Origin of the sequence: Paraburkholderia guartelaensis (assembly GCF_004353905.1) — a bacterium.
Classification (GTDB): Bacteria; Pseudomonadota; Gammaproteobacteria; order Burkholderiales; family Burkholderiaceae; genus Paraburkholderia; species Paraburkholderia guartelaensis.
The window spans coordinates 13,585-37,296 of sequence record NZ_SMOD01000060.1 but is presented as its reverse complement, the minus strand read 5'-3'; the positions used below and the strand labels follow the sequence as shown (position 1 = coordinate 37,296).

Sequence of the window (23,712 nt, the reverse complement as noted above, 5' to 3'; positions counted from 1 at the left end):
CCACTCTGTTTAAGCCATCGACTGAAACATGCGGCGATCCGGACCTTCCGCTTCAGGGACCATACGTTGTAACCCTGCGCGCAGATGGCGTTGGCAAAGGATGATAAATGGGCTGCCAGTGGACCTTCAGGTTCTTGCGAGAGAACGACCTGCTCATGAATGGTGTACTTCACGACGAACTCCTTCCCTACGTGGGTGGAGCAGCCAAGATTATCTCTATCCGTCGTTGTCTACTTGCCCAGAAAAATGGGCCATTAGTAGGCTACAAGACATAATCCGGAAGGGTACATAGTGCCGCAACGTGTGGGGCGTAATCGGTTTCCGGATACCGCTGCGCTCGCGGGCGGCAACGCAGGCGTACCACACGGCACATCGCGTGATCGGGTGCCCGGGAATATCGCCGGGAAATAGCCAGTCGCGAGGATGAGCGTCGTGCCAGTACGTTCTCAGGATCTCGAGCAGCCGTGGTGACAGCATTACATAGCGATCCTTATGGTTAAATGTTTTGCCGAAACTTATGTTGCCGCGACGAACGGAATGCCATTTTGGCGGCACCCGCTTTCGAAACGCGACAACATTACTTTCGTCCACTTATCGACCGTCAGAGGGCTTTCAGGAAACTCATGAGGCCAGCATCAGTGTGCCAAGGCCTGGTCCTCGTCTCCTTCGGTAGATCGCACAGGGCAAGCGCTTTAGCCTTCATTTCCAGGTCGACCTCCGCATAGATATGGGTGGTATCCAAGGAGACATGCCCTAACCATGCCCGAATGGTGTTGATGTCCACGCCCGAACGAAGCAAATGGACGGCACAGGTGTGCCTCAGGCAATGGGGGCTGATAGTCTTCGCCATCAGCGACGGCAGAGCCTGACTCGCTTGGGCAACCGTTCGACGCACGACGGCATAGATACCAAACCGTGTCAGCGGTTGATTGAGCCGGTTAAGAAACACGGATTCTCCGCACGCGCGTCCGGCAACAAGCGGCTTTAGAACGTCCGCGGTACGAGGCCAGATAGGGCACCAGCGCATCTTACCCTTGCCGACCAGGCGTACCGCAGGAGAGGTGCCCCATTTGATATCTTCCAATGACAGATGAGCCGCCTCGTCAGCTCTCGCTCCGGTGTTATAGAGGAACAGCAACAAGGCGTGGTCCCGCATTCCCAATGCCGTCTGCAGGTCAGGCGTGTGCAGTAATGCCTCCATTTCCGGCTTGTCCAGGTACGTCAGAGTTGATGACGCCGTCTTCTTGAAGGGAACGCCACGTATTGCTGCGCACCACGCCACATGCTCCGGGCTATGCATGCCGATGAACTTCGCAAGCGAATGGATCGTCGCCAAACGCAGATTACGCGTGGCGCCGCTACAGCGACGCTCCTTCTCCAGATACCGCAAAAACGAGCGCACACTGTCTGGCGAGAGATCATCGATCGAAAGGCGATCGACTGGCTTCCCCAGTGCCTTGCTCAGGAACGGAAGCAGAAGGACCAGCGTATCGCGATAACTGAGTTGGGTATTGCGCGCGAGATTGCGCTCTGTGGCGACGTGTTCCAGGAGGAACCTGCGTATCCATGGTCCAATCGAGTTATTGTCACGCATCTCACACCTCCGATTGCGCGTAGCGATCAAAGCGCAAACTGGCTTCCCGCAGCAGCTCTGGCGTCATGCTGAGGTACTGCTGGGTGGACCTCAAGTCAACATGCCCCAAGTAAGTGGCCAATTGCGGCAACAGGCGTTGTACCTCGGCGCCGACGCGATACCACGCGATGACCCGATGAACCGCACTGGCGTGTCGAATGTCATGAATACGAGGCTGGTAACGCGCCGTAGACTCGCGCTGAATCTGTGCAGCGCGGCGAAGCCGGCAAAACAGCTTATTCACACGCTTGTAATTCAGGTGAAGGCCAGTACGCGTAGCAAGAAACGCTGAGTTGTCACCATCTGGCATGGAGAGCTGACGACGACGTGACAGATATTCGCTCAAAACGGTTGCCAACCGTGGGCCGATGGGAATCACGCGGTTCTTAAAGAACTTAGCATCACGAACCGTTATTGTGCTGCTCTTCAAGTCGACATCCCGCAGGGTGATCGATAGCGCCTCGCCAATGCGCATTCCTGTCCCATAAAGGAGCAGAAGTAAGCTACGCATGGTTTGAGCCAACATTGGAGACAACGGTGTTTGCAGTATTTCAGTTGCCGCCACTAACCGCTTTAGCTCATCAACTGTATATATGTATGGGACAAACGGCGGTGGATGCCTCGGGGTATCCGCAGGGAGCGGAGACCTCTTTGCAAAACCGCGTCCAATTGCATAACGGTAGAGGCCATCCAAGACCCTGTAGCATTCCAGCCAGCGATTGGTTACCGGTCCAGTGCCGGTGATAAATGCCAAGACTGCGCCCGGCCTGACGTCCTCGATGTCTATATCACCCATGGCGCGGCAATAGGCACGGAGCACGGCAGATTGTGATCGATAGCGCATCCCCAATGAAGCCTTGAACGCGATGTAGGTCTCGACGAGTTCTTGAAGTCTCATGCCAGCTCTCCCAAATCGAAGGCTGCCACTTCACGCAAACCGGGCAGATTAACCTTTGCATACGTGCGGGTCGACGCGGTGCGGCGATGTCCAAGATGATCGCCAATCTCCTTGAGGGTCAACCCTTCTGTAACCAACCGGGTTCCGCAGGCATGTCGCAGGCAGTGTGGACCGTAATGGGGGGACTGGATATTCAACGACTTCAGTCTGTAGGAGACGATGTCGTAGAGGCCGCTCAGCGAAAGCGGACGAAACGGTGACACGAGAGTCAGGAATACCTCTCGATGTTTGTCGTTCCGGCGGACTGATCGCAGATAACGAACAATGGCGTTACCGACTGAAGGCAGAAGCGGGTATACCTGCGCCTTCCCCCTTTTTGCGCGATGGATATTCAGTTGATCATGCTGCCAATCGATATCCTCGAGGCGAAGATTCGCCACTTCGCTCTCACGCAAAGCGTAAATCGCAAACAGCATCAGGATCGCCCTGTCACGTACGTCGGCGGGACGAAGTGTATTCAAAGTGGCGAGAAGCCGTTGTACCTCTGGCCACGATGGTCCCGTTGGCAATCCCTCCAATGCGTAAATCCGGGGCCTCGGAATGGCATTTGCCAGATGCGCCTCGCACCACCCTTGCTGGCCACCAAAGCGAAAGAACGCCCGCAGGGCGTCCACCGTATTGCTCACGGTAACGCGCGACCACCCGCGATCCCTCCCGAAAGCAAGGTAGCCATCGATATCCGTGGCCTGAACGCGCGATAGAGGTCGACCGAGGGGACCGTACCACTTTAAGAACTGCCTAACGTTTCGGCCGAATCTGTCAATCGTGGCGTCGCTGAGTCCACGCTCCTGCTTTGCCCAGTCGGCATATTCATCCAGCCGCGAGCCGAACGGTATGCGTTCGATAGGTTCACGCAGGCTGCCGAGGAATCGGAGCCATGTGCAAGCGTTGGCGATCAGTCTCCTCCGTGTTCTGGGCAAGTCGAGCCGAGGACCACCGGTAGGCTCGCGATCGACGAGGCCGACAACGAGCGATCGTACCTGGTCGGCAGTGACACGCAGGTTTTTACCGTGCCGGAGCCCTTGTGCGATCCAAAACAGGTCATCGGCTTTGCGTCGTACCGACCAGAAAGAGTCGCCCCGATGCACGCAGTAATCCAGATACCGAAACCGTTCTTCGGCAAACGGCGCCGTCGAGTGACGGGCTACCGCTGACGCACGCTTGAAAAGTTGGTCAAACATGGTCGAACCTCCGTCGGAACATGAGATGCTCCTCCAGTCAACGACCAAAAGTTATGTGTTGTCAATGCGAGGAAAAAGGAGCGTTCACGACACACTTTGGCGGATTCACAACATAAGTTTCGGCAAAACATTTGGCCGCAAATGTCCTCGCGAACATTTGCGGCCCTTGCCCTGGTTCACCCGGATGACCATGCGCTTGCTGTCAATATCCGTGACCTTGAGGTGCACAGCTTCGGACACACGCAGGCCAGCCGCGTAGGCAACCATCAGGATGGTGCGCTGCTTGAGAGTGGCGATCGACTCGAAGAAGGCTGTGATCTCTTCCAGGCTGAGAACGACCGGGAGCCGGACCGGCTTCCTGGGAAACGGAAAGTCCTCGTCACTCCAGTCGCGTTTGAGCGTCACGCGATACAGAAAGCGCAGCGCACCAATCGTCGGGCCGAGGCTGCCGGGGGCGAGCTTGCGCTCTTCACGCAGATAGACGAGCCAGGCCCGGATCTCCTCGGGGCCCAGCAGTTCAGGCGAGCGGTGGAAGTGCCGGGCGAAACTGGACACCTGTAGCAGGTAGGTTTGCTGGGTGGTCTCGGCGAAGTTGCGGATCTGCATGTCGTGCAGCATGCGTTGGCGCAGTGGCGTCATGGCGTGCCTCCTGGAAGCAGTGGTGAAGCCCGGTTGGGCATCCACATACTGCTCCTGGAGGTATCTGCGTCCCCTCGTTGGGATCCTGCGTCAGCTCGCCGCCACAATGAACGTCAGCCATCAGCTCTCGCGCTCCTCCCCTACCGCGTCAGCGGTTTAGTACTTGGCCGGTAGTGTCAAAAAAGACCCGGCGGCGGGCGCCCCACAGCCATCCACGATCGCGCACGCCGGATACGATCCGGACGAGGATCGGCATGCTGCCACGCGCCCCGCCGTGGCCTTTTACCCACGTGTTGCTCAGCCCCGCGCTGGCGAGGATGCCGAAGTTGCCGGATGACTCCCGGAAACGAGGGCGTCCATCAAGAAGATTGGCAGCTAGCGAAGCGCAGTGAGACTTTCAGACTGGCCTTGTCTGCGGTACTCCGGCGAGATGCAGGATCTTTGCAGCGACCCTGCGGAAAAACGCGTCGTCCCGTTCTTTCTGGTCAGCATCATCAGCGACGCGATGCTCGATCAGGATCCCGCGGCGTTTCATGATTTCGTGAGTACGCGACTTGCGCTCAATGTAGTCAGGATCGTCGGCACCCATCGTCTCGATGACTACACGGTGCAGCCTCGCCGCAACACTGACGGCTGCCACCGATCGGAACGTCAATTCGAAGTCGGGTCGGCACCACAGGCTCGGCCTGTCGACCTGCCTCACCTCCCGGTCAAATAGCGGCTTCCAGAGCGTGACCTCAATGCCGTACTTTTTTACCCATGCCATGACACCGAACAGCAACTTCAGCGTCACGCGCTCATAGCGGCTGTCCAGAGGTACGGGTCGCGCAAACGAATACGCATGCTGCGCGAACGCTTCCCGGAAGCGCGCATTGCCGTGGCGATCGCGGTCGACCACGCTGAGCACCCAGTAGGGCGGCTGCGTTAGTCGCTGATCACGGCCACCGGCACGGATTCCCTTTTCGGGGCGCACCACACACTCTCCCATGCTCGTTTTCTTGATTGCAACGCCTGCGCGAATCTCGTCGGCGACGAACAGCAGTAGCGCGCTGCGTGCCTTCCTTTCCGGCCATGCAAGGCCATCGATCTCCGTCATCCTCTCATTGAGAGGCGTCCATGGCTTGAAATAGATTATCTGTGAGAGCGACAGCTGTGGGCTCAGCGCCTGGCCGGCTGCATATGCCTCGAGCCGCTCCCACGATCTGGACTTTTCGTTCAACGCGTCGACGGGCAGCCGTGCAAAGTCGGCGTCCTCAAGAAGCGTGTGCAGGATGCGTCCGAGGCGTGGCAGGCGACGGCCACTTTCGCCCACGCCGCCCTCTGATCCCGTCGAGCCGCCCGGTCGTGCCACGCCTTCATGCAGATCGAGATAGTCAAGCACGTCAGCTACCGGTCGGAGCGGATTGTGCTGGCCTGGCCTCGCGCAATCGTCATCCGGCTCAACGTTTTCCGGCTCCGGCGTCTGCCGGAACGACGCCAGCGCACAGTGGTGCTCGCCGTACTGGTGCATACGCACGAAATGACGGGGACCGTCTTCACGCACCCGGGCGGTGAGCCGCGGCCGACTACCAGCTGCGCTGACGCAGTCGCACTCGAGCCACAGACGCACATGTCGTCCATCGTGCATCTCTTCGAGCACGGCTTCCACGAGTGTGACGTCCTCAGGCCGCACTTGCTGTCCCTCGCCGCAGAACCGCCGCACAGCTGCGGCTTCTTCAGCGCTCAGATGTCGCCTGACCGTATCGGGGTGATCGCGCTCGACGAGTTCCATGATGCGTTCAACGTGAAGGCCTGACGAGCATCGCGAGGCTGCGCACGCCCAGGAGCGACGCCTCGTGGTCCCGCAACCAGCCATGATTCTGTCGGGTGAACGGCGGCAGTTTTGCAGCAATGAGTTGCATCAGATCCCCCGGACGAGCGCCGGCAGTGCGCTAACGTCGCCGCTGCGCACGATCATCGCCAGCGCATGAAAAGCCCGGCTGCCCGGGCCGGCAAATTCGCCGCGCCCTGTGAGGAGCAATTCAGGGGCCATTCTCGACGCCCCCGTACCTGGAATTCACAGCACTCTTCTGATCGCTTCCAACCGAACGGCACTGGTTGAGGTAATCGCCGCGCGCGCTCGACGTGCCGCCCAGATCGAAATGACCATGGTGATAACGCACGATGGAAAAGTAATTTGCCTCGTACTGGCTGCAGTCCCGACCGCCACTGCCGCCCTGCATCAGTCCGGCAAGGCAGAGCACTGCCCCGCATGCGTTCTGGTTGTCATCGTCGGCCCGCGCCGGCGTGACACCTGCGAGCGCCGTGCATACCGCTGCGACCACGAAAGATGTCTGGAATTGCATGGAACGACTCCTATGCGCCGACCATATGCAGCACCGCGACCGCGCCGACCGAGAGCGCTGCCGAACCAAGCGCTGCACACGCGACCCATACCGCAAGCTCAAGGCGGCCAATACCGCAGCGGTAACCCCCTTCACTGAGCACATCACGCAACTGTTCCCGCACGCGCGCGCTTGCCGCATCGTATTCGCGTAATGCAAGCTCGCCGACGAGCTGGTCGCGTGCCTCAGCAAAATGACCTGCCTCGGCGAGCACGCCAGTGGTCGCTGCGTTGAAGTCATTGAGGAACTGCCCGTAGCGCGAAGTGAAGCGCAGCAGCGTCAGTTCGCCGTCATCCCTGAACTGTTTGCCGCTCGCCTGGAGCAGCCCGCTCAGCTCTTTCACGTCACGACGCAGGTGCGACAGCTGGCCGAGCACTTCGCCGATGAGTTCCTCGCGGATTGAGTCTTCCGACGCGCCCATCAGCACACCAGTACCTTGAACACGTCATCCAGTTCTGTCGTCACCCGGCTCGCAAGACGTTTGAGTGCGACCATCTGTCGAATGTGTGCCCTTTCGGCTTCCGATGCCCCGTTTTCCATTGCCTCGGCGTTCAGCGCGACGTAGTCGCGCGGGTCATCGCGGATTTCGACGATCGACCTGTCGAACCCCTTGATCTTCTCGAAGATCGGGTTTTCGTAGATGACCGCGTCACGATGCATCGAGAAAACCTCGCTGCGCGAGTGAAACTCGAACAGCTTCGCAAAGCCCCGGTTGAGGTCCTGTTTGCGATCGACCATATTCATGACCAGCCGGATCCTTGTGGCGCGCACGCCCAGCTCAGAAAGCGCACGCAGCGTTGCGATCGTGTCCACCTGCTGCTTGGCGCTCGATACAGCCGGCACAATGAAGAGATCGAAGTCTTCATGCGACCCGTCATAGCTTCGCATCAGACCTACAAAATCTTCGACATTCGACGCGCCCACATCGACGACGGCGTTTTCCAGCGTCATCAGCTGATCCTGCAGCTCATCGAACTGCGACCCGCGCAACGCGCCCTCCTTTTCGCGGTCATCCGAATTGATCGATTCGATCGGGATCACCTCAGCGCCCGGCAGACGCGGCGCAAGCAGATGGAGTGCAACGGTACTCTTGCCAACGTTGCCCGAGAAATTGATAACGGCAATCTTCATGGTGCATTGTTCCTTACCGGTTGATGGATGTACCCGCATCACCGCAGCCACGCCAGACGCGTTCAGTTACGGTTCGAGTTCGAAGGGCGGAACTTCATGACCCACTCCCAGTGAGGGGTGCCCGGTGGTCTCTTGAGACGGCTGCTGCACGGACTGCGAGAGCCCGCGCTGTTCGCGCTCGATCTGTTCACGTACGGCCTCGATCGTCGCCTCGGTGACCTGCGGCATCGGCACATCGAGCGGCCGGTTCGCTGCTCGCGCCGCGGCCACGGCGCTCTCGAACTCCCCCTTAAACTTCTCCTGCTGTTGCTCGGGCAGACCCTTGATCTCCTCGCGCAGGACCTCTCGCGCCGCCTGTTCCTTGATGCGCTCACGTGCCGCGTCAAGCACGGCGCGCTGTTCCTTCGAGTACTGCCAGTTACCGTTCAGGAACCGCTCGCGCGCTTCGTTGATCTGCCTGTGCTCGTCACCTTCGCGACGTGCGCGAGCGAGGGCCTCACGCTGCTCGTGCGCAGGCAGGTCAGGCATGTCCGGCGAGGAAACCCGCCATTCGTTACGGCGGCTCGTGACAGTCTTTGGCGCGCACTCGTTGCCCTGCGCGTCGAACTGCCGCTGCCGGGACGTGACAGTCCTGCTGCCGCCCTTTTCGAGTTCGATGTGCTGCCCGACCTGCACACCAGCCTCACTTATGGCGCGTTCGAGATCCAGGCCCCATACCGTGCGCTCGCCATTGATGGTGCGCACGGTCGCGTAATAGCTTGGATTCTGTCTGGCGTCATGGTTGAACGGCGCCGGCCCGTGCGCAACGAGCACGCCCAAGGTCACACCAGCTGCCGGCTGCTCGAGCGAGGGCGATGACGCCGGAGCCTGAGAGGCAGGACCCGCGCGGTCGGAGTGCTGCTCGCGTTGCCCGGCCGGCGCATCAGCGATGCGGGCCGCACCTGCGCTGGCCCGTGCGCGCCGCGCGGGCTGTTCGGGCTCCGCAACGTCGGACTTTTGGGCTGCTGCGCTCTCGACGGTGTTGGTGCGCGCTTCATGCGCATCGCCGGCCTGCTCGCCGGCGCCGATGCGCATGGCCTCGCGCGCAGCCGTCAGCATCGCGCGATCCAGTTCCTTCGGCCTGAAGCCGCGCGTGGGTACGCTAGCAAGTTCTGCCGCAATCCATGCCTGCCGGCGAAATTCCTCTGTTCCCTTGAGCTGCAGCTCGCTCCAGTTCTTCGCCTTTGCAACTTCCACCATGTGCGCGATCACGCTGCGGTCCTCGCTGGCCGTCGCGAGCGTGCGGCCGGTGTCCTCGAAGTGCACCGTCTCACTCTTGCGGTCCAGAAACTTCCCGTCGTGGGCAATGTACTGGTTGCTGACTGACTTCGGCACGTCATAGCCGGTTTTCTCGAAGATCGGCTTCGGACGGATGCTGTTCTGTGTCTCGCCGTCTTTCCTGCTGATCAGCCGGCCGGTGCCTTTAGCCGCTTTCACCCCCTCGGCGGCCCGCTCATCGTCCGATACATCGGGTGCGAGCCGCTTCCCGGCCCGCTCCCGATCAGCGGCCCGGATCTTCTTCAGGCGCTCTTCCGTTGCGCTGTCCAGGGGCATTTCCGGATGGCGAGGTACGGTCTTCCCTTCCGGTTCGTTCGCCGGCGGCGTGGTCCGCGCCCGGATGGCCGAAGCGTCGTCGGCGTTGGCCGCACCACGCTCGCGGCGGTCAATCTGGTCGGCCGGAAATTCGATCTCGTTCATGCGATGACTCCTTGTCCAGGCTGCGGATCAGGTTGCGGTTCGGCGTGAGAACCGGGTTGCGAATTTGCCTCGCCCGCCTGTGCAGAAGTGCCCGCGTCCGGCAGCACCTCACCCAGGTACGGCATCAGCCGGAACAGCGAGGCGCGGATCGCCCCGCGGTTGGCGAAGTGCACGGCAGTGAGCACGCCAATTTCGTGCTCGTGGACATCGCGCACACTGGCGGCCTGCGCTGCGCCCGCTGCGGGCTCCGCCTGCGCGCGACGCACGGCGTTCTGCGAGTGCCACCATTGCTCAACATTGATCTGCGGCACGGGTGCACTGAGTTCGCGGGCAACGAATGCGGCGTGCTTCATCTGCTCTTCGTTGGGGAACTTCGGTCCGAACCCGAACCACGCGCGGCGACGGTTGGTCTTTTCGAGACTGGCGATTACCTCCTGCAGATACGGGCTCTGCTGAACCAGGCGGTCGACGAGCTCGGCATCTTCGTAGAAGTACGCCTTTTCGCACAGGATCGGTTCGCAACCGTCGATCGTGATGATCTGCCTGCGGCTGGACAAGGCCCGCAGTTCCTGCGGCAGCATGAGCGGCCGGCCGTGCTCCGTCTCGTTCGTGCTTGTCGAGGCGCTGCGGCCGCGACTGCGGCTGCGGGAACGCGACAGATGCGTGAACGTGCCCAGCATCTTCGAATATTCTTCCGAGTCCTTGAGTGTGCGCGGCGCAAAGAGGCTGCGCATCTTGCAGTTGATCGCAAGCGTTTCCGCACCGTGTCTGCCGTACAGCTTCGGGTCCTCGAGCTGCGACATCCCGTGGAAAATCAGCATGAGCCGCAGGTTGAAGCCGGCGATGAACGCGTTAGCCGTATCGATGATGTCGATCTTGCCGGGCGCCGCAAACTCATCCATCAGCAGTGCGCACTGATACTTCAGATCCGGATTCTCGGCGGGCTGCTCACGTGTGTTCAGGTCGATCAGCTGCGAGAAGAAGAGGTTGACGAGCAACGCGCCCGCCTTCAGGTCGCCCGGCTTGATACCGACGTAGACGGACATACGTTTCCTTCGTACGTCGCCCAGATGAAAATCCGATCGGCTCGTCGCTGCATCGACGACCGGATTACTGAACACGTTAAGCGGCGCCGTCATCGTCGACACGATATTGGCGAACGCTTCCTTCGACTGGAACAGAAAGCGGTTGAGCGCATCCAGACACTCGAAGCTGAGGACAGGCAGCGTGCCGGTGGTGTTCGAGCGCGTACTGACGATCGACGAGACGTGCTCGCGGATCGCACGGCCCCTGCCCGATGCCTGCCGTAACACTTCGCCGAACGTGCACGGCAGCGACGGCGTTTCGAGAAGGTACAGCACGATCCCGACGAACAGGTTGCGGGCGTTGTCGTTCCAGTACCTCACGCGCGCGTCGACATTCGACGGATACAGATGTTCGCCAATCGTCATCACGTCACCGACGCGCGTGTACGCCGGCCGGCCGGCGATGTATTCGAGCGGGTTGTACGCGTGCGAGCGGCCGTTTTCAGAAAACGGCGACCACAGGTAGACCTCGTGACCGCACTTCCTGCGGTAGCCGGACGTATACATGAAGTTCTCTTCCTTGATGTCCTCGACGACGACCGAATCCGGATAGGTGAGAAGATTCGGGATCACCATCGAGACACCCTTGCCCGAGCGCGTGCCGGCGGCGAGCATCAGGAAATCCTGGCCGCGATACTTCAGGTACTCGCCTTTGTACTTGCCGACGATGAACGGTGGATACATGCAGGACAAGGTGCTTTCCTCCAGGATCATGTGAGGATAACTACGGGACCCGCAGGTGCACACTGGTGAAACAGCACCGGCAAAACAGTTGTACCTGGCCGTGCCGGTACAGTGAGATGCGAATCTGGCTTCATGATCACTTCTCCAGCAGCCCGGCCTTCACGATGTCCCGGCGCGTCGCGAAGCGCGCATTGCCGAACTGCGCAATACGTCCGCGCGATTTCAACAGCGCCATCGTGATCACGACCACGGGCATGCAGCCAACGACGGCTGACAGCAGCGTGCAGACGGACAGGGCCCGCCTGACTGCGGGAACGTCACCCCAAGCCTGCCAGTAGTCGTACAAAGTAAAGACGCCAACCGCGTCCTGCGGCAGCTTCTGCATTTTCGTGAACAGCAGCCCGCCGAGATACTGACCAAGCGTCACTGCGGCGGCCACGATCACCAGCACGACCAGACACGGAATGAGAATGCGGAGAGCTTTCGGCATGGTTCGTCCTTCATGGTTGGTCACCTCCCCGGCTCCATCCGCCGTGTGGCAGTGCCGGGCTGGGTGGGTGATGCAGCGCGCCCTTTCATGCGACGCCTCCCAGCAGCTGCCATTTGCCCACCGGGTCGTACCAGATCTCCGCCAGACGCTTGTCGCGCAGGAAAAGTACGAGATCGACGGTTACGCGGACCTGATCCATGATGAATTGCCAGTCGAGCGTCTGACCTACCACGCTCTGCTTGACCAGCGTCGCGATACGGGAGTGCGCCGACCTGGCATCGTTGCAGTGAACGGTCGTAATACCACCGGGCGTACCCGTATTGAGCAGCGTCAGGTAGTCCCAGGTTTCGTCGCCACGCAGCTCGGCGAGAAACACGCGGTCGAACTTCATGCGTAGCGTCGAGCGCACCAGTTCCTTTGCGGGCAAGGTATCGCTGAAGAACATATGCACGCGGTTTGGATGCTTCGGCAGCGACAGTTCCGGCGTATCCTCGATCGTGCCGATCCGCTCACCGGACGGCACGAGATCGGACAGCGCCTTGTTGAGCGTCGTCTTGCCGGAACCCGTGCCGCCAGCGAGCACGATGTTCAGGCGGTTTGCGACGGCGAGCTCAACGAGTCGGGTGACGTTGCGCTGGCGCTTCGCCTCGAGCATTTCCTGCTCGTACGGCGGCAGGTCGAGCGATGCCGGCACCTCCCGGCGCGGTGACGCGTCCCGGTAGCCCGCGAACCAGCCGCTACGCTCGTATTCGTGGACCGAGAACCGCTGGTTTGAAGGAATCCGGATGGTGATCGAAATCGTGTCCTTCTCGCACGCCGGCTGCATCAGCACGTGACCGCGCTGGCCGTCGGGAAGGACAACCGGGTGAATGGGCTCCTTCGTCGAGAATTTGCCCCCCTTCATCACCGTCAGGGCATTGGCGAGCTTGAAACAGGCGTCAAGCGTGCAGGCGGGCGCCTCGTGCTGCCTCCAGGCGCCCGATCCCTGTGTCCAGATCTCGCCGGGCCGGTTAATGGCCACCTCGGTCAGGCTGCTGTCAAGGAAACTGGCGATACCCATCTGCCGGAGGAAGCTGCGCGCGATGGTGCCCTTTTCGATGACATCGATAACCACTGTATTCATACGTACTCCTTTCATATATGCCTGAGGCGAGATGACAATAGCTGCCCGGAGCCCGTCTGCACGATCCTGCAACTACGTCGTGCGGTTCGACCTGAACCGGGACCCGGTACAGTCGCCCGCCGTCAGGCGCGCTGCTCGCCAGATCGCGCAGCATTTGCGCAGGCGACGTGGAAACTACCGTCGTTACCATCCCCGCAGTAGCAGCCGCCGTCCAGTCAATCTTCCACGTCGCTGTAAGCAGCCCCCCACTGCGGTGCCTGCTGCGATCGCCAGGACAAGGACGCTTGTCCGGCGCCGGCGTAGTGTTACAGGGATGTTCGGCGCAAGACAGTTAGTTGCCTCCTTGTTCTGGCCAACGATGTTCGCTGCAATGCCGGGCTCGGCCAGCCCAAGGCCGGGGCGAGCGCCGATGGCATGCGTGACCACGCGGCGCAGCGCCATCGGCATGTCGTCGAATCGGGACAGGTCAAGCGTCATGCACTGCTCGAAGATTTGCTCGTGGCCGAGCAGGCGCAGCGACAGGACGTTAGACGGCTCGAACGGCAGGCGCGCATCGACCTGTTCGACCTGCTGCCGCACGCGGCTCCCGTCGAAGGCGCAATGCAGCGCGTCGCGCAACCTGGCCTCGAAGGCATCACGCTCGATGCCATGAAACGCAAGGGTGTCGGGAAACTGGAACTGCAGTCGCATCGTCATGTCCTCACGGACGTCATTGGCGGCCCGACGGTGCAATCTCGCTGCCGTCACTGCCGACGTTTTCATACACGCTGCCCAGATCCACATCGCGGGCAACGAAGATGTTGATCACGGTGCCCTGGTTCGAGTACGCGGTGGGCGGGATGTTGATCGAGTTGCGTAGCGTCTCTGCGGCCACATCCTGTGTCGCGTTCGAGCTGTTCGTGAAGGTGATCGTCTGGCCCGAGCCGGTGGCCTTGTTGGCAAGGGCCTGCCCGAAGTCGCCAATGAGGCTCACCACCAGTGCGCCACCGAAGCGGGTCCAGAAGTGCTCATCAATGTAGGCGGGAATGCCCGCAGCGCCGAGCGGATCGGTTGCCGGTGAGTCCAGGGGAATACGCACATCACCGTCGTCAATCTCGTCCCAGATCACTCCGATCACGCCCTGCCCGTGCATCACTGCATCGCGCTGCTCGCCCTTGGCCAGTGCGCCCTTGCGGATAAGCAACGTCGTGCCATCGTCCGACCAGACGTCATCCGCGATCGGGCAGCCAACCAGTCCCGGCCGGTCGGTGCGGATTGCGGTGGCCTGGCCGCAGCGGATCATGGTGTTGCGGGCAATCATGTAGCGTCGGTCGGGCCGGAACGAGGCACGCATCGGTTGCAGCTTCGAGGGCTGTAACGACTGGTCGAAAGCCGACCCCTTGCCGTTGCCGGCATCATGGTTATCCAGCCCTGTGCCAGATGAACTGGCGGCTCCAGATGGGCCCCCCCTCAGCGCCGCGAGCCCCATGGACTTCGCCATGCCGGCCAGACCATCGCCACCCGGACCGTTGCCGATGGTGTCGGCATTGCCACCGCCAGCGTCACTGGACGCTGGAGTGGATTCCCCAGGAGCGTCGGCGCCCCTGCTGTCGCCGGACATCACGAGCACGCTGCCTGAGAGACGCCGCTCAGCGGGTGTCGGCGACCGTGGCCGGTTGCTCGCGATCGTAGTGCTCCCTTCGCCGATGGGCCGCGACGCGGCACCGGCCGGCGTCGCAAGCTGCTGTCTTGCCGCAGCGGCGGCCGCGTCCGATGCGGCGCGCGCCTGCTCGGCTTCGGCGCGCTTGATGCGCGCCTTCTGGGTCTCGAGGTCAGCGCCAGTCTCGCTCGCGCCGCTATCCTTTGGCTTGTTGAGCGCCGCCTGCTTCGCATCCTGATGCTGCTGGAAGAGCCGCTGCAGGTAGATCGTGCCGCCCGAAGCGCCCAGCGCGATCACGATCAACGCGACCAGCACGAGCTTGAGCCTTCCCGCACGCGTGCGGCGGCGCCCGGGCAGGTCCAGCGACGGCTGAGGCCCGATGTCAGCAGGCCCAGCACTACCGATTTCGTTGCGTTCGCTCATGCGCTTCGGCTCTCCCGTCAGTCTTCCGGCCGATCGCTGCCGACGTGTGCGCGCTCGATGCGCGCCGTGCCGTGCAACGAGGAGGCGGTACGGTTGTAGTGCCCGTCCGGCGAGTAGCCGTCGTTGCGGATGCCCAGCACCGACTGCCCGTAGCGGATGACAAACCCGCTTGAGACCTCATGGACGACGACGGTGTCGCCTTCCATATGAAAATTCGCGGTCGCCTCGCTGCCATCCGGGAGCTTCGTGAAGATCGTCGGCAGGTCGCGCGCGGTTGCGTACTTGAAGTAGGTGAAACGTCCGTCGTCCCACAAGGCGGTGGGCGCAAGCGCGCGATCGCCGCGCATCATGTACTGCACGTTCGCTGCGGGCGTGGCTGACCCAGACGGACCTGGGGACGTCACCGCGCCTGGCGCTGCGATTGCTGCCGGGACCGCAGGCTCGTCCTGCTGGCCCGCCAGCGCCGAGCCGACCGCCTCGCGGCGCCGCAGCTGTTCGGCCGCGGCCTTCGCCTTCGTGTCCGGATACTCGAAGCGCAGGATCCACGTCGCGGGCTGCAACCGCGATACGTCAACAAGCGACAACGAATAGGTGCGCCGGTTGGTCACGAGCACGAGGTTGGTTTCGGGTTGCAGCGCACCGGGCTTGAGCAACGCTCCGCTGTCGTTGACCGAAACGTGCCAGGCGCGCGCGTCGCCAATGCCACCGCCGTCCTTCAGGATGTGCTCACCGGGCTCGAACTGGATCATCACTACCCGGCCCGGCATCGTCGCCACGCGGTAGGCCTGATCAGGGCTATATGTCGCGCACTGGATGTGCGGGTCAGCGCCGCAGCTGCGCGGGATTTCTAGCGCACGGACGCGGCCAGCCGCAAGCGCGCAAGCGGCGATAATCGCCACGGCACCTATCGGCGAACGCAGTCCAGGACAACTCACGACGCGCTCCCGCCCGGCCTCGAACCCGTCGGTACGGCATCGGGGGACGCATCCGCCGGCGCGCGGGTATAGTCGCGTGTCACCTCGTAACTGGTGCACCTGAACCCGTCCGGATCAATATCCTGCTGATCCTGCTTCTCCGGCACATCGACGCGGGTGAAGGCCACTGTCGCAATCCAGTAGTTCGGGTCCGGGCGCTTCGCCGCCGCATTCAGCGGGATCAGCTGTCGTGAAAAAAACACCTGCGCGGTCGAACCGACAAAAGTAATCGAGCCAACCCGGGCGATGACGCGTGCCTGGTCCTTGAGCAGCTTGAGCGGGCCGGCCGAGCCACGGACAAGCGCGTCATAAGCATCCCTTTCGCGATCGTCGCTCATGAACATCACCGCGCTGTGCATGTCCGAGATCGTCTCCCAGTCGTAGCTCTCGCGCATCTCGACGTAGCGGCGCAGGTCCGCGCGGTCAGTTTTTTCAGTGAAGCTGACGTGGCCATTCGCAGTCGTCGGCAGCACATCGACCTTTCCGGTTGTATCGTTGACACGCAGAATCGCCGGTGGATTCGGTCTTTTTAGGAGTCCTAAAGCCGCCATGCCAAAAACAGCCGCGAGGGCGATGCCGCCCGAGAGTACCGATCGGCGCTCGGCGATCCTCGCCTTCTCTTCGGCGGCCTCAACCTTCGACTTTTCGAACTCCCGCGCCTGGTCCAGATACCAGCTGAGTGCGTCGCGCTGTGACCGGTCAACGGCATTTGCTGCTGCCTCCCCGCGCGCGGCGGATGCGGTCGACGTCCGTGCGCGATTGCGCGAGCCCGCGCCCGCCGCAAACCATTGTCTGATTGCCGATACCATCCTGGTCCTCACTTCGGTTCCGTGCGGCCGGACTGCTGGGCCAGCGGCGGGTTGACTGGCACCCATTGGCCCGTCGGCTCCGGTGGTTTCGGCGCAGAGCTGCATGCCTGCAGGATAAATGCGAGCAGGCCTGCCCAGAACAGGGTTTTCATGCCAGATGCCCTCCATTCATTGGTCATCGATGCAACCGGTGATAGATGAACGTACCGACATCGTTAAGCAACGCCCCCACGAAGCCGGCACACGTGACCCAGCAGACGGCGAGCAACCACCAGCGGATCAGCTTCGCAAAGAAGTCAGGCATGGATCCTCCTACGTTTGCGAAACGGAGCCACCCGTCCTGTACTTGCCTGCACTCCCCGGTTTCGAGGCAGCGGCTAGCGCACGACCCAGACCACCCAGCTTGCCCGTCATCGTCGAAATGCCCACGCCACTTGCCAGCGCCGAGGCCAGGCCCGGAAGATTCAGGGCGACGACGAAGAACACCACGCCCATCACGTTGATCTCGACCACCTGCTGCATCGACGGGAAGGTCGTTCCGTTCGGAGCGATCGACTGTGCGAAATTGACCTCTATCGCACCTGCACCTGCGAACAGGGCGACGAGCAGCACGTAATTGAAGCACTGTCCTGCCCAGTTCCGGAAGAACTGCCGCACGGGCGGAAACAGCGCCATTGAGATGAACAGTGGTCCGAGTGCGAGCAGCAGCCCGAGCGCAAATTTGGCGAGGATGATGTAGGCCACGGCCAACCCCATGAAGGGAGTGGCAAAGATAAGCATCACTGAAATCACCCAAACTGCGCCGATGATTTCGAAGTTGTGTGCGTGATCGTAGATCTGTCCACAGGCGTTGATGTATGCGCTCAACAAATTGTCGAGACCCGAAACCGGATTGCTCTGCCCGGTGATCGCACCGGAGAGCTGCTCGCCGAACCCGTTCACAGCTGGCACGATGTATTCGGTGTAGAACTGGATGTTCATGCCGCAGGTCAGAATGAACGCCCAGGCCGCCATACGCATCAGGAAGTCGTTAATGGGTTCGTCGTTGTGCCCTTGCCAGTACGACCACAGGACCAAAAGCACGTAGATGCTGAAGCACGCCATCATCAATGGCGAAATCAGTCCGATGATGCGTTCGGAACCCGTGCTGATGGTCGTGATGACGTTCGCATCGAAGTCGGACGTCATTCTTGAGAAAATCGTCGTTGTGATAGGCGCAAATGACATCTTCGACTCCTGAAATCGTTTCAATTACTGCATTGCTTTTTTCACCACCTGTTCGGCCTCCTTGTCCTGCTGGCGCTGTTCGGGCGTTTCCTCCTGCTCGAGCTTTTCGGGCGTCGTACCGAGTAGATGTGCCCTGAACTCCAGATCCTGCCTGTGCGCGATCTCCTCCTGCACGTTGTGCTGATGGCGGTCCCACGCGAGATAGCCCAGATAGCCGGCAATGACGACCAGCAGACTGACGACCGTACCAAGCAATGCCTTATTGACCATTTGAGCCTCCGAGAAACTGGTTTTTGAATTCCCGCTCCTGCTGGTCCTCCGCAAGCTTTAGCTCCGCCTGCTGCAGTTGGGTAGTGAGCTGCAGGCGCGTCTGCTCATTGGTAACCATCGCCTCTTCAGCAGCCATGCGGTTCTGCAGGTCCGCCTTCTCAGCCGGATCCTGAGTGAGGTTCGACTGCTGCATCAGCGACTGGATGTTATTGAGCCGCGCCATCGTCGCGCTGTACGCCTGCTCGTTCATCGCCTTGTTAGCCGCGAGCACGTCGTAGTAGCGTTGTTGCCCCGGCGTCGCGGCGTCCGTCATGCCTTCCTGCTGCTCGATCGAGCGCATCGTCGAGCTGATGCCCGACAGGCTGCCACGCTTCGCCTGGTCGTAAATGTCCTGCCACTGTTCTGGCAGATAGTTGCGCAGGGACGCGTCGTTCATGATCGTGCCCAGGCTGCTGTTACCGGTGAGTGCCCGGTACTGTGCCTCCTGGTTCTCGATCTGCTGCATCAGCTGCTGGACCTGCTCCATCTGCTGGGCAAGCTCGGCAGGTGAGATGGTCGGTACGCCCTGCGCACGTGCGATGGCCGTGGCACCGAGGCAGAACGCGGTGACGGCCACACGGGCGGCCCGCAGCAGGCGTGCAGGGCGTTCGTCATCGTTGACGTTCACGATTCCCCCATCAGGCAGTGACAGCTTCGTTACCGGCGTCGACCGCGCGTGCCGACGAATAGATGCGGGCGAGCTCGGCCCGCTTGCGCTCAAGACCGCGCTGCAGCTCGCCGGCCCACAGTCGCTCATCGGCACCATGCTTTGCCGCCAGGCGCGTACGCATCTTGCGTTCGAAGACGCGTTCCAGGTAGACCGGTAACCACACGTCCGGATCGTCCCCCAGCTCCGCGCGCACGGTGTCGCAGATCAGGACGTTCTCGCGGTCACCCGAAAACACCGCGATCGCGTCATCCATGCTGCTGATGTCAAAACTCGCGAACGCCGACTGGTTGCCCTGTTTGATGAGAAACCGGCGCGACGACGGCGTGAGCTTTTTGAACTCGCTGAATTCCTTGCGCGTCATGCCATCACGCACGTACGCCTCTTCTTCCGCCGCCGGATCGGCCAGATACAGATTCGTAGCGACGAGGCTGCGCAGCGCCGGGTACAGGTCGGCAGCCTTCTGGCCCTGCTCGGGCTGCTGGGTAATCAGCATGATGAACTCACCCTCCTTCCGGCCGCTTGCGAGCGTCTCCTCGATCTGTTCGCGAATCGTGCGGAAGCGGATTGGCAACCAGTACTCTTCCATCACGGTCTGCATGAGCCTGCCCTCCCGTCGCATCATCCTCTTGAGGTGGAAAAGCCAGGCGAACGCCGGCTCCGAGGGTTCATAGTTCTCGACAAGGAATGCCTCGACGTCGAAACCGATCCAGCGCTGTTGCGTCATGTTCAGCGACAGGTTCGGCGGGTTGTCGAACACCCACCAGAAGCGGCCGTTCTCCGATTTGCACCACAGCGACAGCCGCTGGCGCAGGCTGTCATCACCCTCATCCGGAATGCTGTCGAGCAGCAGGCTGAATCGCCGCAGGCGAACGTCCTCGATGCCCATCACTGCATCGACGGCGTTGCGGCACTGGATCTTCTCCGCGGCGCTCAGATCGATCTTGATGGCCTTGCCCTGGTGATCGACGCCGTTCCTGCGCGCGCAAAGTTCGACCAGCCCATACAGGAACTCGCGATTCTCAGCGGTGTCGACCAGCTCGAACGGCGCCCAGCCAGTCGGCTTGCCTTTTTCCAGATGGACGTAGGCGCCGCGCATCGCGCGGATGAATACTTCCCAGCCCCGGCCCTTGTCCAGTACGAACAGCAGCTGGCCAAACCGGGACAGCATGCCAGTGACGGCGGTTGCGACAGTCGACTTGCCAGCACCCGTTGTGCCTTGCAGTTTCAGGTGCGCGGCCAGCTTCTCTGCCATGTTGACGTCACCCTGCCGGCTCGCATGCGGGCTGAAGTGATAGATTCCCGACGCCGAACGGAACGGAATGACAGCTGAGCCGTCGCCAACCGGATTGCCCTCGGCCTTGCCCGCCGAATAGTCGTGACAGGTGAACATCGACGCGAAGTTGCGCGAAGACTGGATCTTCGGCCGTGGCTTGACCCTCGCACCAGGGACCTGCGAAAAATACGTGAAGGGCGCCGAACCGGTCGCAAGCGTCCACTCGACTCCGCATTCGTTGAGCGAGCGCGATGCGAACAGGATTCCGTTTTCCAGCGCCTCCTGTGTACTTGCGCCGTAGATCACGGCCGCGCCGTAGTACTCGCCGAACGACAGCTCGCCCGTGTTGACGTAACCCTGCGCATCGCGCAGTTCCCTGACCTGATGCTTCGCCTTGTCGCCGGCAGACTCGAGCTTGTTGATCGCCGAGTCGATCGTGCGATTCGACTCGAAACCCGTCATGCAGTTGAATGAATGCACGACCGTGAATTCGACTGGCAACGAGAGCAACGGATCAAGCTGGCCAAAGCCCGGCTTGTCCGGGAAAGTGCGCAGATCGCGGCAGGTGAAGAACCGCCGGTGGCCCGGCACTCCCGGCCCGTCGATCGCGTGCGTATCGTAGCCGAAGCGAAGATAGCTTGACGGGATGACGTCTACACCCGGCTCCGCAGCGACAGGCAGATCGACCGTCACAGCGTTCACGAGATAGCTGACGAAACCATACAGCGGCGAGAACAGCATCTTCGCGCCGTTCATATGCGTGCGTTCGTACACCTCGAGCAGTTCGGCCTCATAGTCCGCAAGCTGTTGCAGCGCCTGCCCGGCGAGTGACGCGATTTCCTTCAGCCCATCCTCGAAATCCTCGTACTTCAGGATGATCGAAAAGTAGTAGCGGTTTTCAAAGAACCGGCCACCCCTGAACTGCCCGCCATGCTGCGTCGAAAACCAGTTCATGAAGGGGCTGTCGAAACGGTACTCGCGACTGACATTCACCCGCCGTCGCATGAAAACACCGTGGTAGGCAAGACGCCCGCCAAGGTCGCGACCCAGTTTGCTCAGGGTCTCGGTGTCGCGGTCGAACTTGCGCTCAAGCACGATGTTTTCGAATACCTCGAACGGCACGCCACTCAGTGCAAGTGTGACCATGAACCGGTTTCCATCGAGGTGCTGCACGTGCTTCGTGACCGGATGCCTGAACTTTGGCATCCAGTCTTCGACGGCGCCGATTGCGCCGAGGATCTCGCTCGAGATGGTTGGTCTGCTGCCCATCACGGCTCCCGATCGAGCTCACGCAGCCGGCGCTCGCCCTTGCCCAATGGTTGGAGAAAATCGCAGAAGACACGACGCTGCCGGCCGTAGCGCAATGGCGCAAGCGCCGACGTGTTGCCGAAGTTTGGTGCCGCCCGTCCGGCATTTACCCCTGCGCGAATGCGCAACTGCCAGAAATAGAAGCGGCAGCGGAACTGCAACCACATGATCCACAGCCCCTGATCATCGGTTTCGCATATGTGCTTGAACCACAGCAGCACAGGAAAGCCGAGAAACACGAACAGCAGGCCGCCCGGGCCGACGAAGAAGGCGACGAGCACACCCATGAACATCGAGGCGACGACTACCACCAGCATCGCCATGTAAGGCACGCCCCAGATGGCCGCAGTACGGCCAAGACCATTGAAACCGGGATAGCGGGCTTTCTCGTCCGACATGGCGTGTGCTCAGGTAAAGAGGTTCCACAGGTACGGAGCGAGCACGCCGACCACGGCGCCGACCACTGCGACCTTGCCGCCGAGCGTAACGAACTCGCTCCAGTGAGAACGGTCTGCCCAGCACTCCGCCCCTTTCCATAGCAGCACGCAGGAAGCACAGACACCGAGAAACGAATACAGCCAGATCTTGAACGTATTCGCGCCCTCCGTCGCTGAATCAAGGCCGCCTCCGGCCAAGGCAAGTCCGGGCGCAATCAGTGCGGCGCCAAGCAGCGTTGACCTGGCAGCGCCAGTCATGCGTTTCGCATGATCTTTCAGTTGTACTAACCGGATTGGATAGAGTTTCATTTTCCGAAACATATGACCTCTCCTTTTTCAAACAAGAGCCGCGGTGCGGCCGATCAAGTCATCTGCACGAATCGCTGTCGCAGCCGAAGTCACCAAAGGCATCCCACGACGGATGTGGCGCATCCTGGCGCGGCTCTCGAACGGCGTGACTCGTGGTACGCGACTTAGCCGCTCCTGCGCCAACCTGCGTTGTCGGACCGGCTGGCCGGTCCATGATGACGGGTATCGCGGGGACCATGTCGACAGGTCCCGCCGTGCTCCGTGCATTGGCAACGACACGCTGAACGTAGCTGGATCCGCTGGATTGAGCCCGTTCGCCGCCAGCGAAATTGCCGCTGTAATAGCAACTGATTGCCGCCCGCAAGGCGCGTTGGCCCTGACCATACGCGGCACTTGCCCGCTGATAGCAGGCGTACAGGATCGCACTGCCCGCACGCAGATTGGCGCATGGGTCGAAAGCGGCTGCGTACGTAAGGCCATACCGGGCGAGATTGAACCGGTTAACCTGTCCTAACCCGACGCTGAAATTGATTCCACGTGCCTCGAGCGCGCGAGCCGTGGCAACCGCCTCTTCGGAGTCGCGGGGTTGTCGCGCCAGGCGGCCGCCAACTACACCGATTGCGTAAGGGTTGAAGCCGGATTCGGTGCGAGCGATGGCTTGCATCGTGACGGGATGCACAGATGGCGCGCACTGTTGCGCTAACTGGTTGAAATCAAGCATGGGCGTACTCGATCCAGTGAGCGCGCGCGGTCCCGATCCCCGCGCCTACAATGAGGCTAGCCATTATTTCCCTCGCACGGTAATCAATGGTTAGGCCGGTGGCGGTGTTGGTAGCACCGTCACTGGTCGATCATCGGATATTGCCTGCTACAAACTCCCTATCCTTGAAGCGGATCCGGATCTCTTCCGCGTCCTTGCAGTGTTCGCACGCAAAGGCGATCGCGTCGTCCAGAACGCGCCACGTCTTTGGATGCCCCCGCTGCGTCTCCACCGCCAGGACTTTTTCGTCTGCCGTCAATTCCATCTGCCACGAGCGAAGCGGTCCCATGAAGATCGCCACGCGAGGCCGGGTGAGTAGCCCTTTCGCCAATTCCGCTTGCGTAATACCCATATCGCCCTTTCTTTGCACCGAAAGAGGCTTTTTGCAGCAAGCGAGAGGATTCATCAAGCATCATGAATCATTTTTTGATTTATGAAAATCAAAAATCAAAATTTGTGTTTTGATTATAGACATGGCTCTTTTGCCCGTCAACCTGCGATCAGCTACTCGTACTGTGCGACGATTTGG

At 61.1% G+C, this 23,712-nt stretch carries 27 protein-coding genes; all 27 read right to left on the bottom strand.

The genetic code is table 11. The features are described from left to right. Positions 1 to 216: 216 nt before the first annotated feature. A complete protein-coding gene (locus E1N52_RS39430; protein WP_281282826.1) occupies positions 217 to 555 on the bottom strand; it encodes a tyrosine-type recombinase/integrase in 339 nt (112 codons plus the stop codon). A gap of 46 nt (positions 556 to 601) precedes the next feature. Then, positions 602 to 1,594: a tyrosine-type recombinase/integrase gene (locus E1N52_RS39425; RefSeq protein ID WP_133190119.1), complete on the bottom strand. Its 993-nt coding sequence runs from the start codon at positions 1,592 to 1,594 to the stop codon at positions 602 to 604. A gap of 1 nt (position 1,595) precedes the next feature. Beyond that, on the bottom strand, positions 1,596 to 2,531 hold the full coding sequence (locus E1N52_RS39420; RefSeq protein ID WP_133190117.1) for a tyrosine-type recombinase/integrase: 936 nt from the start codon (positions 2,529 to 2,531) through the stop codon (positions 1,596 to 1,598). Further along, a complete protein-coding gene (locus E1N52_RS39415; protein WP_133190115.1) occupies positions 2,528 to 3,772 on the bottom strand; it encodes a tyrosine-type recombinase/integrase in 1,245 nt (414 codons plus the stop codon). The genes E1N52_RS39420 and E1N52_RS39415 overlap by 4 nt, the downstream gene beginning before the upstream one ends. A gap of 105 nt (positions 3,773 to 3,877) precedes the next feature. After that, positions 3,878 to 4,411, bottom strand: a complete 534-nt coding sequence (locus E1N52_RS39410; RefSeq protein WP_246089420.1) for a tyrosine-type recombinase/integrase — start codon at positions 4,409 to 4,411, stop codon at positions 3,878 to 3,880. Between the two features lie 397 nt (positions 4,412 to 4,808). After that, the gene (locus tag E1N52_RS39405; protein WP_133190113.1) at positions 4,809 to 6,182 is read right to left on the bottom strand and encodes a hypothetical protein; all 1,374 of its coding nucleotides are present in this window, start codon (positions 6,180 to 6,182) and stop codon (positions 4,809 to 4,811) included. 250 nt (positions 6,183 to 6,432) lie between these two features. Beyond that, positions 6,433 to 6,756, bottom strand: a complete 324-nt coding sequence (locus E1N52_RS39400) for a TrbM/KikA/MpfK family conjugal transfer protein (RefSeq protein WP_133190111.1) — start codon at positions 6,754 to 6,756, stop codon at positions 6,433 to 6,435. 10 nt (positions 6,757 to 6,766) lie between these two features. Beyond that, on the bottom strand, positions 6,767 to 7,216 hold the full coding sequence (locus tag E1N52_RS39395) for a hypothetical protein (protein WP_133190109.1): 450 nt from the start codon (positions 7,214 to 7,216) through the stop codon (positions 6,767 to 6,769). Continuing rightward, the gene (stbB, locus tag E1N52_RS39390; protein WP_133190107.1) at positions 7,216 to 7,926 is read right to left on the bottom strand and encodes a StbB family protein; all 711 of its coding nucleotides are present in this window, start codon (positions 7,924 to 7,926) and stop codon (positions 7,216 to 7,218) included. The genes E1N52_RS39395 and stbB overlap by 1 nt, the downstream gene beginning before the upstream one ends. A gap of 66 nt (positions 7,927 to 7,992) precedes the next feature. Beyond that, positions 7,993 to 9,663: an LPD7 domain-containing protein gene (locus E1N52_RS39385; RefSeq protein ID WP_133190105.1), complete on the bottom strand. Its 1,671-nt coding sequence runs from the start codon at positions 9,661 to 9,663 to the stop codon at positions 7,993 to 7,995. After that, positions 9,660 to 11,432: a type IV secretory system conjugative DNA transfer family protein gene (locus E1N52_RS39380; RefSeq protein WP_246089421.1), complete on the bottom strand. Its 1,773-nt coding sequence runs from the start codon at positions 11,430 to 11,432 to the stop codon at positions 9,660 to 9,662. The genes E1N52_RS39385 and E1N52_RS39380 overlap by 4 nt, the downstream gene beginning before the upstream one ends. A 136-nt stretch (positions 11,433 to 11,568) precedes the next feature. Further along, entirely contained in the window at positions 11,569 to 11,946 is a 378-nt protein-coding gene (locus E1N52_RS39375) for a hypothetical protein (RefSeq protein ID WP_246089419.1), read from the bottom strand. A gap of 61 nt (positions 11,947 to 12,007) precedes the next feature. Further along, positions 12,008 to 13,045 carry a P-type DNA transfer ATPase VirB11 gene (virB11, locus tag E1N52_RS39370; protein WP_133190101.1) on the bottom strand — a complete coding sequence of 346 codons (1,038 nt, stop codon included), beginning with the start codon at positions 13,043 to 13,045 and terminating at the stop codon, positions 12,008 to 12,010. Between the two features lie 183 nt (positions 13,046 to 13,228). Next, positions 13,229 to 13,735, bottom strand: a complete 507-nt coding sequence (locus E1N52_RS39365) for a hypothetical protein (RefSeq protein ID WP_133190099.1) — start codon at positions 13,733 to 13,735, stop codon at positions 13,229 to 13,231. 19 nt (positions 13,736 to 13,754) lie between these two features. Beyond that, positions 13,755 to 15,107, bottom strand: coding sequence for a TrbI/VirB10 family protein (locus tag E1N52_RS39360; protein ID WP_133190097.1), 1,353 nt, complete (start codon positions 15,105 to 15,107; stop codon positions 13,755 to 13,757). Between the two features lie 17 nt (positions 15,108 to 15,124). Further along, positions 15,125 to 16,006, bottom strand: a complete 882-nt coding sequence (locus E1N52_RS39355) for a TrbG/VirB9 family P-type conjugative transfer protein (protein ID WP_246089418.1) — start codon at positions 16,004 to 16,006, stop codon at positions 15,125 to 15,127. 32 nt (positions 16,007 to 16,038) lie between these two features. Then, positions 16,039 to 16,890, bottom strand: coding sequence for a VirB8 family type IV secretion system protein (locus tag E1N52_RS39350; protein ID WP_133190093.1), 852 nt, complete (start codon positions 16,888 to 16,890; stop codon positions 16,039 to 16,041). Between the two features lie 8 nt (positions 16,891 to 16,898). Next, on the bottom strand, positions 16,899 to 17,042 hold the full coding sequence (locus E1N52_RS44415) for a hypothetical protein (protein WP_165979554.1): 144 nt from the start codon (positions 17,040 to 17,042) through the stop codon (positions 16,899 to 16,901). A gap of 23 nt (positions 17,043 to 17,065) precedes the next feature. Further along, positions 17,066 to 17,194 (bottom strand): hypothetical protein, encoded by a 129-nt coding sequence (locus E1N52_RS45400; RefSeq protein WP_281282824.1) that lies wholly within the window; start codon positions 17,192 to 17,194, stop codon positions 17,066 to 17,068. An 8-nt stretch (positions 17,195 to 17,202) separates the two neighbouring features. Next, positions 17,203 to 18,117, bottom strand: a complete 915-nt coding sequence (locus tag E1N52_RS39345) for a TrbL/VirB6 family protein (RefSeq protein WP_133190091.1) — start codon at positions 18,115 to 18,117, stop codon at positions 17,203 to 17,205. A gap of 24 nt (positions 18,118 to 18,141) precedes the next feature. Further along, on the bottom strand, positions 18,142 to 18,387 hold the full coding sequence (locus E1N52_RS39340) for a hypothetical protein (protein ID WP_133190089.1): 246 nt from the start codon (positions 18,385 to 18,387) through the stop codon (positions 18,142 to 18,144). Beyond that, the gene (locus tag E1N52_RS39335) at positions 18,377 to 19,054 is read right to left on the bottom strand and encodes a TrbJ/VirB5 family protein (protein WP_133190087.1); all 678 of its coding nucleotides are present in this window, start codon (positions 19,052 to 19,054) and stop codon (positions 18,377 to 18,379) included. The genes E1N52_RS39340 and E1N52_RS39335 overlap by 11 nt, the downstream gene beginning before the upstream one ends. 10 nt (positions 19,055 to 19,064) lie before the next feature. Beyond that, a complete protein-coding gene (locus E1N52_RS39330; RefSeq protein ID WP_133190085.1) occupies positions 19,065 to 21,638 on the bottom strand; it encodes a VirB4 family type IV secretion system protein in 2,574 nt (857 codons plus the stop codon). Beyond that, positions 21,638 to 22,075, bottom strand: a complete 438-nt coding sequence (locus tag E1N52_RS39325; RefSeq protein WP_133190083.1) for a VirB3 family type IV secretion system protein — start codon at positions 22,073 to 22,075, stop codon at positions 21,638 to 21,640. Before E1N52_RS39325 ends, E1N52_RS39330 begins: the two co-directional genes overlap by 1 nt. Before the next feature lie 9 nt (positions 22,076 to 22,084). Then, positions 22,085 to 22,435, bottom strand: coding sequence for a hypothetical protein (locus tag E1N52_RS39320; protein ID WP_133190081.1), 351 nt, complete (start codon positions 22,433 to 22,435; stop codon positions 22,085 to 22,087). Between the two features lie 46 nt (positions 22,436 to 22,481). Then, positions 22,482 to 23,144 (bottom strand): lytic transglycosylase domain-containing protein, encoded by a 663-nt coding sequence (locus E1N52_RS39315; RefSeq protein WP_133190079.1) that lies wholly within the window; start codon positions 23,142 to 23,144, stop codon positions 22,482 to 22,484. 130 nt (positions 23,145 to 23,274) lie between these two features. Further along, positions 23,275 to 23,589 carry a hypothetical protein gene (locus E1N52_RS39310; protein ID WP_133190077.1) on the bottom strand — a complete coding sequence of 105 codons (315 nt, stop codon included), beginning with the start codon at positions 23,587 to 23,589 and terminating at the stop codon, positions 23,275 to 23,277. Positions 23,590 to 23,712: the final 123 nt, after the last annotated feature.